The 15,250-nt window shown below is 38.2% G+C and carries 14 protein-coding genes and 2 pseudogenes; 2 read left to right on the top strand and 14 right to left on the bottom strand.

The features are described 5' to 3' along the window. Positions 1-290 precede the first annotated feature (290 nt). Complete coding sequence (locus HT669_RS05095; RefSeq protein WP_001227347.1) at positions 291-644, top strand: helix-turn-helix transcriptional regulator; 354 nt, start codon at positions 291-293, stop codon at positions 642-644. 59 nt (positions 645-703) lie between these two features. Here the strand turns inward: HT669_RS05095 and HT669_RS05090 are convergent, their stop codons facing one another. From HT669_RS05090 to HT669_RS05045, 10 genes and pseudogenes are all read right to left on the bottom strand, one after another. Further along, entirely contained in the window at positions 704-871 is a 168-nt protein-coding gene (locus HT669_RS05090; RefSeq protein WP_000336323.1) for a cysteine-rich KTR domain-containing protein, read from the bottom strand. A 118-nt stretch (positions 872-989) separates the two neighbouring features. Further along, entirely contained in the window at positions 990-2,909 is a 1,920-nt protein-coding gene (gene tet(M) / locus HT669_RS05085; RefSeq protein ID WP_172922153.1) for a tetracycline resistance ribosomal protection protein Tet(M), read from the bottom strand. Between the two features lie 15 nt (positions 2,910-2,924). Beyond that, positions 2,925-3,033, bottom strand: a pseudogene (locus HT669_RS05080) (tetracycline resistance determinant leader peptide). Between the two features lie 244 nt (positions 3,034-3,277). Next, positions 3,278-4,210 carry a conjugal transfer protein gene (locus HT669_RS05075; protein WP_001224318.1) on the bottom strand — a complete coding sequence of 311 codons (933 nt, stop codon included), beginning with the start codon at positions 4,208-4,210 and terminating at the stop codon, positions 3,278-3,280. Further along, positions 4,207-5,208 carry a bifunctional lysozyme/C40 family peptidase gene (locus tag HT669_RS05070; protein ID WP_000769868.1) on the bottom strand — a complete coding sequence of 334 codons (1,002 nt, stop codon included), beginning with the start codon at positions 5,206-5,208 and terminating at the stop codon, positions 4,207-4,209. Before HT669_RS05070 ends, HT669_RS05075 begins: the two co-directional genes overlap by 4 nt. After that, positions 5,205-7,382 (bottom strand): YtxH domain-containing protein, encoded by a 2,178-nt coding sequence (locus HT669_RS05065; protein ID WP_172922154.1) that lies wholly within the window; start codon positions 7,380-7,382, stop codon positions 5,205-5,207. Before HT669_RS05065 ends, HT669_RS05070 begins: the two co-directional genes overlap by 4 nt. A gap of 2 nt (positions 7,383-7,384) precedes the next feature. Next, the gene (locus HT669_RS05060; RefSeq protein ID WP_000331160.1) at positions 7,385-9,832 is read right to left on the bottom strand and encodes an ATP-binding protein; all 2,448 of its coding nucleotides are present in this window, start codon (positions 9,830-9,832) and stop codon (positions 7,385-7,387) included. Continuing rightward, on the bottom strand, positions 9,816-10,208 hold the full coding sequence (locus tag HT669_RS05055) for a conjugal transfer protein (RefSeq protein ID WP_000723888.1): 393 nt from the start codon (positions 10,206-10,208) through the stop codon (positions 9,816-9,818). Before HT669_RS05055 ends, HT669_RS05060 begins: the two co-directional genes overlap by 17 nt. Before the next feature lie 88 nt (positions 10,209-10,296). After that, on the bottom strand, positions 10,297-10,794 hold the full coding sequence (locus HT669_RS05050) for an antirestriction protein ArdA (RefSeq protein ID WP_000342539.1): 498 nt from the start codon (positions 10,792-10,794) through the stop codon (positions 10,297-10,299). A 116-nt stretch (positions 10,795-10,910) separates the two neighbouring features. After that, entirely contained in the window at positions 10,911-11,132 is a 222-nt protein-coding gene (locus HT669_RS05045) for a hypothetical protein (RefSeq protein ID WP_001009056.1), read from the bottom strand. A gap of 179 nt (positions 11,133-11,311) precedes the next feature. On the opposite strand from HT669_RS05045, the gene HT669_RS05040 reads away from it, so the two are divergent. After that, entirely contained in the window at positions 11,312-12,559 is a 1,248-nt protein-coding gene (locus HT669_RS05040) for an ISL3 family transposase (protein ID WP_000019067.1), read from the top strand. Between the two features lie 256 nt (positions 12,560-12,815). Here HT669_RS05040 and erm(B) read toward each other — a convergent pair whose 3' ends face one another. From erm(B) to mobT, 4 genes and pseudogenes are all read right to left on the bottom strand, one after another. Next, entirely contained in the window at positions 12,816-13,553 is a 738-nt protein-coding gene (erm(B), locus tag HT669_RS05035) for a 23S rRNA (adenine(2058)-N(6))-methyltransferase Erm(B) (RefSeq protein ID WP_001038795.1), read from the bottom strand. A gap of 124 nt (positions 13,554-13,677) precedes the next feature. After that, on the bottom strand, positions 13,678-13,761 hold the full coding sequence (locus HT669_RS05030; protein WP_001814874.1) for a 23S rRNA methyltransferase attenuation leader peptide: 84 nt from the start codon (positions 13,759-13,761) through the stop codon (positions 13,678-13,680). Between the two features lie 48 nt (positions 13,762-13,809). Continuing rightward, on the bottom strand, positions 13,810-13,977 hold the full coding sequence (locus HT669_RS11080; RefSeq protein ID WP_000502600.1) for an MLS leader peptide: 168 nt from the start codon (positions 13,975-13,977) through the stop codon (positions 13,810-13,812). Positions 13,978-14,025: 48 nt separating this feature from the next. Further along, positions 14,026-15,228 (bottom strand): annotated as a pseudogene (gene mobT, locus HT669_RS05025) (MobT family relaxase); the annotation flags it as partial. Positions 15,229-15,250 lie beyond the last annotated feature (22 nt).

The raw sequence follows: 15,250 nt of genomic DNA, 5'->3' as shown, positions 1-15,250 counted from the left end.
GTGGACGTACTTATCTATTGCAGATAGACGACTTTTTTTGACAAGAACCCAATGTAAGGAAATTTATTGTATATGATGTACTTCATGGCGACGTTGACCTCCAACAAACCGCCATTTGGAAGTAATATACAATATTTTAACAGCGTAAATAGCACTACCATATAACGGTTTTTTTTATTGGCGTTTAGTAGTGCTTTTTATTAAATATAAACCTATAAACCATATAACACGTTTTTCTATACCTGTTTTTAATTCAGTAGGAACAATAAAATGTATAGAGGTGGTCTACTATGCGTAAAAAAGAAGATAAATATGATTTTAGAGCCTTTGGTTTAGCCATTAAAGAAGCTCGATTGAAACGAGGTTTAACTCGTGAACAAGTGGGAGCATTGATTGAAATTGACCCACGGTACTTAACTAATATTGAAAATAAAGGGCAACACCCCAGCATACAAGTTCTTTATGACCTTGTATCGTTACTTCATGTTTCCGTTGATGAATTTTTCTTACCTGCTAATAACTTGGTAAAAAGCACCCGACGATTACAGATAGAGAAATACATGGATAGCTTTACAGACAAAGAACTATCCTTAATGGAATCTTTAGCCAGCGGTATCAACGAAGCAAGAAACATCGAAGACTAATTAAAAGAATCCATACATAACGGAAAGAGCCGATAAAATGAGATTGTATTAATCTCATTTTATCGGCTCTGCGTCTTTGCGTCTGGCTCTGTAATCACAGTTACTTTGAACTGCTTTATTTCAATTAAATTTTCTTGTCTGCATTTCGGACAATAGAGGGGGAATTTTTTTAATTCAGTATCTTCCCTTATCTTTAATCGTGTTTTATTTCCACATACAGGACACAATATCCACTTGTAGTTTATAATAACTATCTCCTCCTTTACACTTTAATTCAAATCTTTATTAAAAAATATTTCATCTTATTTAACAAGAAACCATATTTATATAACAACATAAAATACACTAAGTTATTTTATTGAACATATATCGTACTTTATCTATCCGACTATTTGGACGACGGGGCTGGCAAACAGGTTCACCGGTAGTAACATGGTACCCTTTTAACTCTGTTAAACAAACACTACGTCCATTTGTAAAGAAAGTTAAATCACTACGATATTCTTGAATACACCGAGCAGGGATTTCTCCACTAAGAATGACCTCATTATTTTTCAATTGAGTGTCTACGATGTTCGCACAATATTTAGGAGCATCGTTGTATGCTCGTGAAAGATATTCCTGTGGCGCATAAATTTTAAAACTAAGATATGGCTCTAACAATTCTGTTCCAGCTTTTTTTAAGACTTGTTCCAATACAATAGGAGCAAGCATCCGAAAATCTGCTGGGGTACTAACAGGGCTATAGTATAAGCCATACTTAAAACAGATTTTACAGTCCGTCACATTCCAACCATACAATCCTTGTTCACAGCCATAGCGTATCCCTTCCATAACTGCATTTTGAAATGATTGATCTAAGTATCCAAGAGAAACCGAGCTCTCATACTGCATTCCACTTCCCAACGGAAGCGGTGATACAGATAAACCAATGGAAGCCCAGAAAGGATTTGGCGGCACTTCGATGTGAATGGTATATTCTGCATTTTTTAACGGTCTCTCCATATAAATGACTGTAGGCTCTTTTAGTTCTATCTCCACATGATACTTTTCTTGCAACAGTGCACTAATCACTTCCATTTGTACTTTCCCTAAGAAAGAAAGTATAATTTCATGTGTCGTAGAATCCACGTAATATCGTAGAAGCGGGTCACTGTCGGAGATTTCTAAAAGTGCATCAAGTAACATTTCCCTTTGTTGAGGTTTGCTCGGTTCAACAGTCGTTTGCAGCAGAGGGAGGGGATTTTCAATTCTCTCTCTCTGTGGCAATAGCTTTGTATCTCCAAGAACACTATTTAACTTCAAAAACTCATTCTGCAAAATAACAATTTCCCCGGAATAAGCCTTATCAATTTTACATAATTCACCATTTATTGAAGTATACATTTCTGTAATTTTTATTTTTTCCTTTTCCGATATTCTAACCGAATCTCGCAAATGCAGTACGCCACTATAAAGACGTATATATGCAAGACGCTGTCTTTTTTCCGAATACTCAATTTTGAAAACTTTTCCGCAAAGTTCAGACTGACCTCGATGTGTTGATGAATAAAATTTATTAGTAATAACTTCTATAAGGTTATCAATCCCTATATTACTTTTTGCACTTCCATGATAAAGAGGGAACAGAGAACAATTCTGAAATCTTATGCTTTCCTCTTGTTCGAGTTCCAATGCTTCTAATGATTTACCGGACATATATTTCTCTAAAAGGTCATCGTTTCCCTCTATTACCGTATCCCATTGTTCAGATTCGGTAAAGTTCGTCACACACATATTAGGATACAGTTCTACCTTCTGTTTGATTACAATTTCGGCAGAAAGTTTCTCTTTAATATCCTGATAAACCGTTGATAAATCAATTCCATTTTGGTCAATCTTATTGATAAAAAAGATTGTGGGAATCCCCATTTTCCTAAGTGCATGAAATAATATACGAGTTTGTGCTTGTACGCCATCTTTTGCAGAAATCAGTAGAATTGCCCCATCTAAAACTGATAATGAACGATATACTTCTGCTAAGAAATCCATATGTCCTGGCGTGTCTATGATGTTCACCTTCGTATTTTCCCACTGAAAAGAGGTTATTCCTGTCTGAATTGTAATTCCTCTCTGACGTTCTAAAAGCGTATTATCCGTCCTCGTTGTACCTTTGTCCACGCTTCCTAATTCTGTAATCGCTCCACTGTTATATAATAAGCTTTCTGTTAAGGTAGTTTTTCCTGCATCAACATGAGCTAAAACTCCAATATTAATAATTTTCATGTGATTTTCCTCCATTCAAAAACCCAAAAGGGCATAAAAATCCCAGTGATAAATCACTGGGATTTTTATGCATAACCATAGGCATACAAAGCATACAGATATTCTCCGGATACTTTAGAATCACATGATAAAGGTATTCTTAAACTGGGTACAAAAAACTAAGCCCTCCTAAAAAAGGACATCCAATTATTTGTTCCCACTATCAAATTGACAGTTTATTTAAGAATACCTTGCCGCATATTTATTAACTCCTTTTAAATAGATACTTAAATAATAGCACGTAAGAGCATATTTGTCAAGGAATCTCCAATTTTTTATCAAAGAGAGTACGTGATTACAAAATAGCTGTAATAATGTACCAATATTTGTTATTCTATAATCTTCCAATTACTCCCGTTCTTTTCAAGTACCAAATCAAATTGAGATACCTGCGTTGCTTTGGTCTGCTGGTCGATATACTCCACTGTCAGCGATACCGTGACTTGATTATCCTTACGATTGTGAATAGGATTTACCAGTTCTTGAAAGATGTACTCTTTTCCGATTGGTTTTAATATCCCGTCATTCACATAGTAGGAAAGTTCACTGGCTGTCGCTGTAGGATAGAGCTTGAAGAACGTCGTTAAAAACTCATTGATTTCATTGGTTGTAATGGAATCAACCGTCCCCTCACTTTCAATGGCTTTTGGTTTATAACTTGATTTCTTAGGTATGTTGGTAATGGTCGGATTCTTAACCAGTACCATATTTCCAGAACCATCTACATAGACACTCACTATATAAGCAGAGTGGACGGTCTTTGTATTTTCTCCCTCTGTAATGAGCTGGTCTACACTGTAGGTTACATTAAACTCATTGTCGCCAGTTGGCTCTACCGTCCATATCTGAAATCCTCTTACAGAAGACGATACAGGAATATCTTTGCGTACTGTATCAACATTGAGAGCTTGAAGTTCATCTGTCAGATAGCCTTTTAGACTTTCCATTCGATTATCAATGGACTTATCGGATTGCTCCCATGAATAGTAGACTTTCGCAAAGTTCTCTACAAAATTTTCTACATGATGAGTATCAACGTATTCCTTTTCTATGATAGTTGTTTCGTGAATAGTATGAGTATCTATAGCTGTAAAGTGCTTGAATATCGCAAAGCTGAAACTAAGCCCTAAAAGTACCCACAAGGCAATCACAACCTTTTTATGAGGATTGACCTTATAGACACGAGGTTTCTTTTCCTTTGGTATCTGTTTTTCTTTATTCTGATTTTTTCTAAATTTCATCATTAAATCTTCCTTTCTCATTGTTTGATTCGTCCTGCTCCCACTAAATGCTGTTGCCAGTAGGGGCTTGTTAAGTCGGCATAACCGATTGGGTCGCCTGCATGAAACATACGGTTATTGCCAAGGTATATCCCAACATGAGTAATATAAGAGCCAGCGTTATAGGTAGAATGAAAGAAAACCAAATCGCCAGCTTGTGCTTCCGATAGTGGGATATGCTGGGTCACATCATATTGCTGTTGTGCGGTTCGTGGTAAGTTAATTCCAGCTTTTCCATACGTCCATTGTGTCAGTCCGCTACAATCAAAAGAAGTAGTCGGGGAAGCTCCACCGTAAACGTATCGCCAGCCCTCATATTTCAGTGCTTCGTCCATGATGGCTTGTACCGTATCATCATCAAACTCTGTTGTGACAAGATACTGCGTTACCAGTTGCACATAAAACATATTGCCATAGTTGTATCGCCAGCCCCCATTGATAGGTATGGCTATGGGATTGGGGTAAGACACTTTTTCGCCACCTGAATACTCTTTTGAGAAACTTTGAGCCAGTTCAAAGGTATATTTATTTCCACGATTAGCCACATACCCTAAGAAACCACCACCATAATTGTAGGACTGGATAACCGATTCTAAATCTACACTGAGCCTTTCGCTACTGGCTAATAATTCACTGAAATACTTCACACCTTGCTTAATGGATTCTTCTGTACTCAATGAATTAGGTGGAAGACCGAGGGATTCCGAGGACTGCATAACATCTTCCGCAGTACCGCCCGATTCCACCTGTATAATCGCAAGAAGTATGTTGACATATTCTTCAACGCCATATTCTTTGGCATATTTTTCTACCATAGGCTTATGAGCCAGCACTTCTGCGGAAACATTCACACCTCCATAATGAATATTGGAAATTCCGCTGTCCTGTTCATCTGAAAATAAAATGGCAACAAACAGAAGCAGTGAGAAGACCATCAAGAATAATCCAGAACCACCAATCACTAAAGTTTTCAACTTCATGGTTTCTTACCGACTTTCTTAATGGTGGCGGTTTTGATTGGTGGTCTACTTCTTGTATTTTGTAGTGGTACTCTTTGAACAGTAGACGGACGTTCTTTTGTGATTGGACGTTGTGAAGTTCTATCTGCTGTAGTGGTTGAAGTTGCTGGCTTTTGAACGGTTTTTTCTTGAACGGTATTGCCTTGGCGTTCCACTTTTGGACTTGAAAAATCGGACTTAACTGCTGGACGCTCTTGTTTGGCTTGTTGAGATTCCTTATATGAAGTCTGAATATTAGACTGTTTTGAGGTCTGTTCATCATGATATTGTTCTTGTCTTGTAGTCGGTCTTTCATGAACAGAAGAAGCAGGCTGTTTTTTCTGTTTGACCTGTTCCATTTCAGAGCGACGCTTCGCAATGGTTTTTCGCCTTTGTTCCTGCTGTTCCTTGCGTCCACTGGCTCTGTCCGCTTTGGTTTGAGAAATACTACTGGTTAAATCACGGACATTCTCTTTTACTTTGGATTTTCCTTGATATACTGCATATCTTGCATTGGTCGGCAAATCTTTAACCTGTTCTTTCAAACCACTAGCAGTGTCTACCATTCTGTCTTTGGTATCAGCTACTGTACCGATGGTTTGACCGATACGTTTTCCAAGTGTTGATTTTTCCTTTCCGTCTGGTCGGGAGTGATCTGCTTGTGTCCTTGCAGAACTCCCCGAACCCGACTGTCCTTTTTTACCTGTAACAATGGCAGACCCAGCCCCTAGAGTAGTCATGGAACGTCCAAGTTTCCGCTGTAGACGGTGCATGTGAGCGTGCATAAGCATACGAGGTTTTCTCATCACACGACTTCCCACACTTTGAGAATCGTTACTCTGTAGAGAAAACATACTCATTAAATCGCCCAGCTTGAAGTAGATTCCTGCAAAGGTCACAATCTGTAGAAAAGCAATCAAAAAGAACGGATAACCAGCCGATAAGGTATAGAGCATGGTTGAAATACTAAATGCTGTCGTAATAATCAATGTGATTCCAGCTCGTGTCAAAATGGTATTAAAGAGCTTTGTTATGGCTCGTTTTGACATACCATCAAATGATGGAATCATGCTTAAAATAAAGCTCACAGGCAGAAACATAGCATAGATGATAAAAAGTACCTGCGAGAAAATCATGATTCCTGTTAATAGGAATACAAATATGGAAATCCCAATATTGAAGACAAATAGGAAGAAGACTGTACCTAAACGGTTAATCGTCTTTGTAATCGTCATATTGGTATTGCTTCTATCTTCAATTTCTTCCGCAACAATTTTTTCTCTGTCTTCCCCATTGTTGGAATCTGGACTGGTTGAGAGCAGGCTTTCCACACGGTCAATACCAATACTTTCAATGTCTGAACTGTTATATTGAAGCAGTAGCCACGGTTGCTGAACCTGTATGGAAAATAGGCTGTCACGTATCAAGTCCACACTGTCCTTGCCTTGACTATCTGAATGGGGCATGACAATTTTTGTACCCAGTGACAAACTAGCGTTGCTGATGTCTGATGAAAAGTCATTGATTTTTTTAATGTAGTCGGGAGCATAGGAAATAAAGGAAGCCGATAGGATAAAAACCAGCACAAAATTCATGAGGGCATGAATTGCCTTTGTGGTTTCTCTCTTTATCAGTCCTGTATAGGCAACATAAACCCCAAGAACCAAAATCAAGAGTAAAAGGAATCCAACATAGAAACCCTCTGTTGATAGTCCACTAGGCGTAACCCCTGCAAGGGTCTGCATATTCTTGCCAATGGAATCTGCTGTAGCGGAAATGAAGTCTAAGGAATAGGCTTCCTGTACTAAGTAACCCGTCGCATTGGAAACATAAAGACTGATTGTCCAAATAAAATTGGTAATGGCATATAGTCCATACATGACCTGTTTTCCAATCCCGTCCGACCAGTTCCACGGTAGCCAGCCCCAGCTATTATCCACATAAAAATCCAGTTGATAGTTTTCAAGTGGGTATCGGCTGTATTCATTTGCCACATTGACCGTATCATCTACCAAGCCCGCAGCTTGAACCACCGTTCCCAGCATGGCTAAAAGAAAAATGGCAATCACAAGTGTGAAAGCCACTGTCATTGCCACTTTACCTAGACGTTTCAGCGTCCAGTTTGATTTTATTCTGTTTAATATTGATGGTTTCACATTTACACCTCTTTTCGCACAGGTGGTCTGGTATCAAAGGCATGGAGCAGTTCTTCAAATACAGGGTGGAACTGTATCACACCGACACGACCATATAAATCACTGATAAGGCATTGCCCGTTTTCCAAATCACGCAATCGCTTCTGATTGTTTTCGTCCTCTGGGTCTACACCAAAAAAGGCTAAGGTCTTTTTAATCTCGTTAAGGTCAGTGGAACGAAATGCAAATTTTAAGCCGAGGTTATTTTTCAGTTTTTCATCTAAGAGGTCGTCTGTATTTTGGGTCACGAAATATACCCCAGCGTTCATAGCACGACCAGCCCGAACCAGCTTCATAGATAGTGTTTTTCCTTGTGCTACCTGTAAAAAGCTCCATGCTTCGTCTAAATCTACAATCTTGAAAATGCTTCGGTCTGTATGGATAAAGTCTAAAGCAAAGGTACTAATGACAATCAGCATAGCAACGGATAAAAGCTCCATAGTGGTATATTCCTCAAAGGAAGTTTCCTTGTCGGGAAGTACCAAGTCCGCAACCTGTATAATGTTCAGTTGTTTTTCTAAGCTGATAGACTGCTCCACATAACCATTACTGAATAATAAATGTGCAAAGTCATAGTCTGTAAAACTTTCGATATGGTCGGCTATACTGGTACTTAGTGGCGTATTCTCAACCCGTAATTCCTCAATCACTTTCATCAACCCTCGTACTTCACTATTGGTTACTGCACGAATGGCTTTTCTAAGGATTGGGAAGCGTTCCCCATCACGAGAGGAAATCCCCGTAAGGAATGTCAGAATATCAATAGCCAGTGATTCAGAATCTTTGGGATTTTTCATAATCACATAAGGGTCAAGTAAGCCTTTGTTTTTCTCATCAGAAGTCAGAGTGACGATATTGATTTCATGGGAAATCTCTGGCAAGGTTTCTTTCCATCTGCCACGTTCTGCTTTTGGGTCTACAATCACTGCTTGTGCCCCATAAAGCACCGCATAATAGACGATAAGGTTATTCGCAAAGGATTTACCACCACCCAGCGAACCAACAAAAGCCGACGCTAACGCATTGGTTACTGAACCCTTAACCCCTTGACTGGCAAGAGCAGGTTTCAGATAGACATTGCGTCCAGTATCTAAGCTGTAGCCAACATAAATCCCCTCATTTTCCCCCAGCATTTGAGTAGCACCAAAACCTAAACCAGCGAGGAAATCAGAGGTCACGTATTGAATATAATCATTCATATAACGCTTGCTGGCAGGTAAAAATTCTTCATGTAAGCCGAGCATATCCCCAAATGGTCGTACCAGTTTTACGCTTAAATCGTCATAAAAATCTTTCACTTCATTACAACGACGTTTGAGTTCGTCAAGATCATTTGCTGATACCCTTACCACATAAGACAGCTTGTACATAGATTCCTTGCTTTGGTCTAAATTGGTTTCCAGCTCATTCACACTTTCCAGAGCTTCCGCCACATTGGAGCTGGTTTCATTATCACTTTGCCAAGCGTGGTTATCCAAGTCTTTCAGTTCTTTCTTTTTATTGCGGACAGTAGATAGGGCTTTACGATTCGCTACAATTTCCACATTCATTGACGTATCAATCGGGAATGTAAATTGCTGTTGCTGGTAGTAGAAGATTTCAGAGGACGGGAAGTCCAGTTCTCCGACAATGCTGTTAATGGTAAAGTAAGCTACATAGACGGTTTCATCTTCCTGCTGGATTTTCAAATATCGCTGTTTTTCTTCCACCAAACAGCGAGTAGGCTTAATCAAGTCATAGTATTTAATCAGCGTTTCATTATCCAGCTTTTTCTTTGATAGATGGTACTCATACTCTTCATAGGCAGTGCCTGTCTGTCCGTAAAGGTGTTCAATCAGATAGCCGAAGTCGTCCTTATCTAACCTGCGGATTTTGAAACGACGAGAGATTTTATTTTCTAAGAGCTTTTCCATCTTCTGAAAACGCAGGATTTCATCATTACTCATACTAACAAAATCGCCCATCAGCTTATGGTTCACATCATAGACAAAATCAGACAAAGCATTTTTTGCTTCAACGGTAAGACTTTTCATAGAAAACTCCTGATCGTTGAGAAGCAACTTAAAGCCGATAAAGAAACGGTAGTTCACTTGATTTTCGCCAATCATGGATATTAAAGCGTCTGTCTGTTGGTCGATTTTGTCATAGGCAACCGCTTTGAGCTTGCCAGTGACTTCATTTTTGGAACGCTCTTGTGCAGAACGTATGCTGGATTCTGTACTGATTTGTAAAGCATGAATTTTGCCATCACGATTTTGTGCGATAAGCTGTCTGAAAGAATCATGCACTTGTATTTTCTGTTCTGGACTTAGAAATGAGTAATTGTAAGGAACAAGCTCATAGTAAGCATAACATTCCCCGTCTTTATTCCAGACGAGATTGTTTTCAATGTATTTAATTGGATATGCCATAAAATTCACTCCTAACTGCTGTAATGGCTTCTTGTGGCTGGTTTCTGCCAAGCGTTACTTTTTTTCCTGCATAGGTCAGCTTTGGTCGCAGTGCATAAGCAATGACAGACTTCAAAAATCCATAAGGCTTTTTACCATCAAAAGTTTTTGTAGACATAAACCATGTGAAAGCCACAGGAATCCCAAAGTATTTGAGAAATGCTCCCTCTATCATGGAAAGAGGGGGCAAGTTGCCAAGTATCATCACTGCAAAGAGTGACACGACAAACCATGTCATTTGCGTAAAGGTTATGGGAAACGGAAGTCTAAAATCATTGATAGAATACAGTACCTTTTCCACAGACCAGATACTGGTATAGCTTCGTATTTTCTTCATGTAATCAATCCTTTCATAAAAAATAGGGGTAGCTGATTGAGCCACCCCGTAAAATAGAAAATCTGCCAGTAGTAATGTACCGACAGATTTAATAGACGATTTCAAAAATCCCATGATTGGTTGAGATAAACGTTCCTGAAAGGTCTAAATCCCGACCATAGGCTTGATAATCAATATAGTTTTGAAGACTAGCTGGTACTTCGCCTAAAGCACCCGTTTCTTCAATGTAGTAGCGTGCCACGTCATACATATCATCACAATCGGAATGAATGATAATATCCTCTTGATGTTCGCTTAGTTCTTCAATGCTTGAAAAATGAGTGAGCAGAGCAGATAGCTCCGATTGTAATTCTTCGGGTAATTCCGATACCATTTCCCATAGTCGATTGAGTTCGCCAATGGAAGTGTATTCGTCAACCGTAAAGGGTAACTCGTAGTCATGAATGGCGTATTCCTCATATTCATCATTCAAGCCGATTTTCTCTTTGACTTCCTCAAAGTCAATGGGAAAGGTAAACCACGCACCGACCAATTCGCCCTCATTGTATTTGCCTAAATTCGCAATATAGACTTGCATATCGTCCATATATTCACGTCCTTTCTTTGTAGAGATTCAAAAATCCCTACCGCACTTCGTTTGGTGTACCATTCCTTTGCGGAACATAAGAAAACCACTTATATTCCACAAAAGAACGGTTTTATTTAAGCACCAATAATGCGATTGAATAGCTCTAGTAAAATGTCTTTTACTCCAGCAGCGTTGAAGACTAAGCCAACCGCAATAATCGCAATAATTAAAAAGCCAATCAGTTTGCTAAACTCACGCTTGAAGCCAAGATACAAGCCAATCACAACGATTGCTAAAAGCACCAGTGATTGAGCGTTTGATAGAAACCAGTTATAAAGGTTTTGTCCAAAATTCATAAAAATGTTCTCCTCTCTATATTCAATGAATTTGTATTTGAGTTATTTTTTTGGGGTATACACTTTCTGGTATGGATAGAGATTCCATGCCAGATTTTTTTATACAAAAAAGAGGACATTTGCTGTCCCCTCGTTATACAATCAATTCACCACAAAAATCATGAAAGAAGGTTAAACAAATGTCCCATAATGATTCTATCCTAAATATTCTTGGAATTAAAGATAAAAATATTAAAATTATTTCTGTTGAAGAAGCTGAACACAACAACGATTCTGTTAAAGAGTATATAACGCTAATAACAGCTACTCTTTCTTATCCGATTAATCGTTGTCGTAACTGTGGCTTTCCCACAGTTAATAAGGATGGCTTTCGCAAAACTCATGTACGACTGGCAAGTTTAAATGGGAGAAGATATGAACTAGAGCTTCGTAAACAACGCTATAAATGTAAATCATGCCATACTACTTTTGGTGCTATTACTAATTTAACCAAAGAAAATCAAACCTTATCCAGTGATCTCAAAAATCAAATCATGCTTTTAGCTCGTAAAGGCTTATCTGGTCAGCTTATTGCTGAAATGTGTCACTGCTCTCCTAGCAGTGTTCGTCGAACAATCTTAGAGCGCATGGAACCACACTATCGTGTGGCTAAGTTGCCTAAGCATCTATGTTTTGACGAGTTTCGTTCAATTAAGTCTGTGATGTCCTTTATCTGTTGTGACGCTGAAACCCACCAAATTGTCACAAAGTTACAGGATCGTCTATCACCTACCATTGTTGATTATTTTGAAAGTCGTTATTCAAAAGCCGAACGCGAATGCGTTCAATCAGTTGTAATTGATTTAAATGCTCAATATCAAAGTTTTATCTATCGCCTTTTCCCTAATGCCAATATCATTATTGATCGCTTCCACCTTGTACAATTAGCTGGTCGCGCTTTGGACAATTGTCGTATCTCTATCCTAAAGCAACTTGATAAACAGAGCCAAGAATATAAAATTATGAAGTCACATTGGAAGCTATTCCATAAAAAAGCTGAAGATCTTCACCCTGAAGAAGTAGTTTTTCTTCGCGGCGTTAAACAATATATGACTCGCCAAAATGCTGTTGATCTCATTACTAGTAAATTTTCCAAGTTCGCTGAAGTATACCAAACTTACCAAGATATCACGAAAGCCCTAAACGAGCGCAATAGTGAATTACTAGAGTCAACCATCTTAGACTACCAAAAAACCAATACAGAAATGGATACTGCTATTCAAACCCTTCGTCAAAACAGAAAATATGTCTTAAATAGCGCTAAATTTGAATACTCTAATGGTCCTTTAGAAGGCATCAATCGCAAAATCAAAACCCTAAAACGAACTTGTTATGGTTTTGCCAATCAAAAATTTTTCTTTTTAAGAATCGATTGTATTTTTTCGTAAAAAAATACCCCCTACATTTTCGTAGGAAGTATTTTTAGTCAACCATACCAGTTGACAGATATCCCACTTAGGACATTTTCCTACAAGGGGTCCCGAGCGCTTAGTGGGAATTTGTACCCCTTATCGATACAAATTCCCCGTAGGCGCTAGGGACCTCTTTAGCTTCTTGGAAGCTGTCAGTAGTATATCTAATAATTTATCTCCATTCCCTTTAGTAACGTGTAACTTTCCAAATTTAAAAAAGCGACTCATAGAATTATTTCCTCCCGTTAAATAATAGATAACTATTAAAAATAGACAATACTTGCTCATAAGTAATGGTACTTAAATTGTTTACTTTGGCGTGTTTCATTGCTTGATGAAACTGATTTTTAGTAAACAGTTGACGATATTCTCGATTGACCCATTTTGAAACAAAGTACGTATATAGCTTCCAATATTTATCTGGAACATCTGTGGTATGGCGGGTAAGTTTTATTAAGACACTGTTTACTTTTGGTTTAGGATGAAAGCATTCCGCTGGCAGCTTAAGCAATTGCTGAATCGAGACTTGAGTGTGCAAGAGCAACCCTAGTGTTCGGTGAATATCCAAGGTACGCTTGTAGAATCCTTCTTCAACAATCAGATAGATGTCAGACGCACGGCTTTCAAAAACCACTTTTTTAATAATTTGTGTGCTTAAATGGTAAGGAATATTCCCAACAATTTTATACCTCTGTTTGTTAGGGAATTGAAACTGTAGAATATCTTGGTGAATTAAAGTGACACGAGTATTCAGTTTTAATTTTTCTGACGATAAGTTGAATAGATGACTGTCTAATTCAATAGACGTTACCTGTTTACTTATTTTAGCCAGTTTCGTCGTTAAATGCCCTTTACCTGTTCCAATTTCGTAAACGGTATCGGTTTCTTTTAAATTCAATTGTTTTATTATTTGGTTGAGTACTTTTTCACTCGTTAAAAAGTTTTGAGAATATTTTATATTTTTGTTCATGTAATCTCTCCTGAAGTGATTACATCTATAAACAAATACAGAAGTTAAACGATTTGTTTGTAATTTTAGTTATCTGTTTAAAAAGTCATAAGATTAGTCACTGGTAGGAATTAATCTAACGTATTTATTTATCTGCGTAATCACTGTTTTTAGTCTGTTTCAAAACAGTAGATGTTTTATCTACATTACGCATTTGGAATACCAACATGACGAATCCCTCCTTCTTAATTACAAATTTTTAGCATCTAATTTAACTTCAATTCCTATTATACAAAATTTTAAGATAATGCACTATCAACACACTCTTAAGTTTGCTTCTAAGTCTTATTTCCATAACTTCTTTTACGTTTCCGCCATTCTTTGCTGTTTCGATTTTTATGATATGGTGCAAGTCAGCACGAACACGAACCGTCTTATCTCCCATTATATCTTTTTTTGGATATCTGTCAACTGGTATGGTTGACAGATATCCTTTTTTTGTTGTTATCACGTCCTGTTCTTTTACTGACTGTTGCTTCAAAATCTGCTTGTATCGGTCTGTCAGTTTCGCATGGTCGAGAATGTCTTTTACAACCTGCGTCTGGTTGATTTCATCAAGTTTAATCGCAACCTTTAAGGTCGGGGCAACTTGATGAGATAGCCAGTTCAGCGTCCTTTGGAAGGAGTAAGGCTCTGGTTTTGTGGTTAGTTTTAATCGTTCACGATTGTTCCCAATAAACCAAGCCCATTCTTCATTCAGTTTCCAATCAGAACGAGGTTTGGAATCGTCTTTATCTACAAAACGGATATACCGATTGATAATTTTAAAGGCGGTATGCTCTGGATTGTCATAGACGAGTAAATCACGGACTGCATAATAGGCACGCTCATTTTTCAATCGAATCTCAAAACGGTTTTTTACTTCTGCGTCTTCAATGGGAATATCATTTTTCTTGTACTGCTCGTAGTCCTTTTCATAGATACAGAAATAAACTTCACTTTGTAATGAACCGATATAGAGGGTGTTTCCCATACATTCCTTTTCCTCTTTGCGTACCAGTTCGCCACTGCGATAGCTTTTAAAACTGCGGAAGACGGAGATACATTCTTCCTGTTGGCACTTTTCAGTGAGTACAGGGATATTCAAAATCCCTGTCTTATCGTTAATGGCAAGGTCAAGGCGTTTCATCACACCGCCAGCCACCAAAACGTCCATAAAGAACTCATACCAGCTTCTTTGTTGTGCCAGAAGATAGCTTTCAAATTGTCTGCACCCACGACCTTTCAATTCCACCAGAACTCCTTTGTCCAGTTCATGGGAGCAAAGGACGAATATGTCGCCTAAAGCATAATGCTCTGAATAAGAATAGAAACCATAGTCCTCATGAAGAAAATAGGACAGTTTCAGTTGTAAGATGTTTTCGACCACCTGCTGTACGTCTGTTGTCGGAAAGCGAATCCTTACATAATCAAACAGCATTTCAAGGGGAGCGTCGGGATTGAAGCGTTCCAGAGCTTCCCAAAGGGACTGCTGTAAATCCTCTGATGGCTTGACTTTTCCTGTTTCAATATCGCTTAGATACTGCCTTGTAATACCAGTCGCAACAGCTAAACGGTTTTGAGATAGTCCATAAGCCAAGCGTTTTTCTTTTAAATGCTGTAACCAAGTTTGTTCATTCAGTAAAAATCCCTCCAATCAAAAAGGCGTATGTCAACTT

Origin of the sequence: Streptococcus sp. 2100, assembly GCF_013276335.1 — a bacterium.
Classification (GTDB): Bacteria; Bacillota; Bacilli; order Lactobacillales; family Streptococcaceae; genus Streptococcus; species Streptococcus pseudopneumoniae.
The sequence above is the reverse complement of the archived record's forward strand: the minus strand, read 5'-3'. Positions and strand labels throughout refer to the sequence as shown.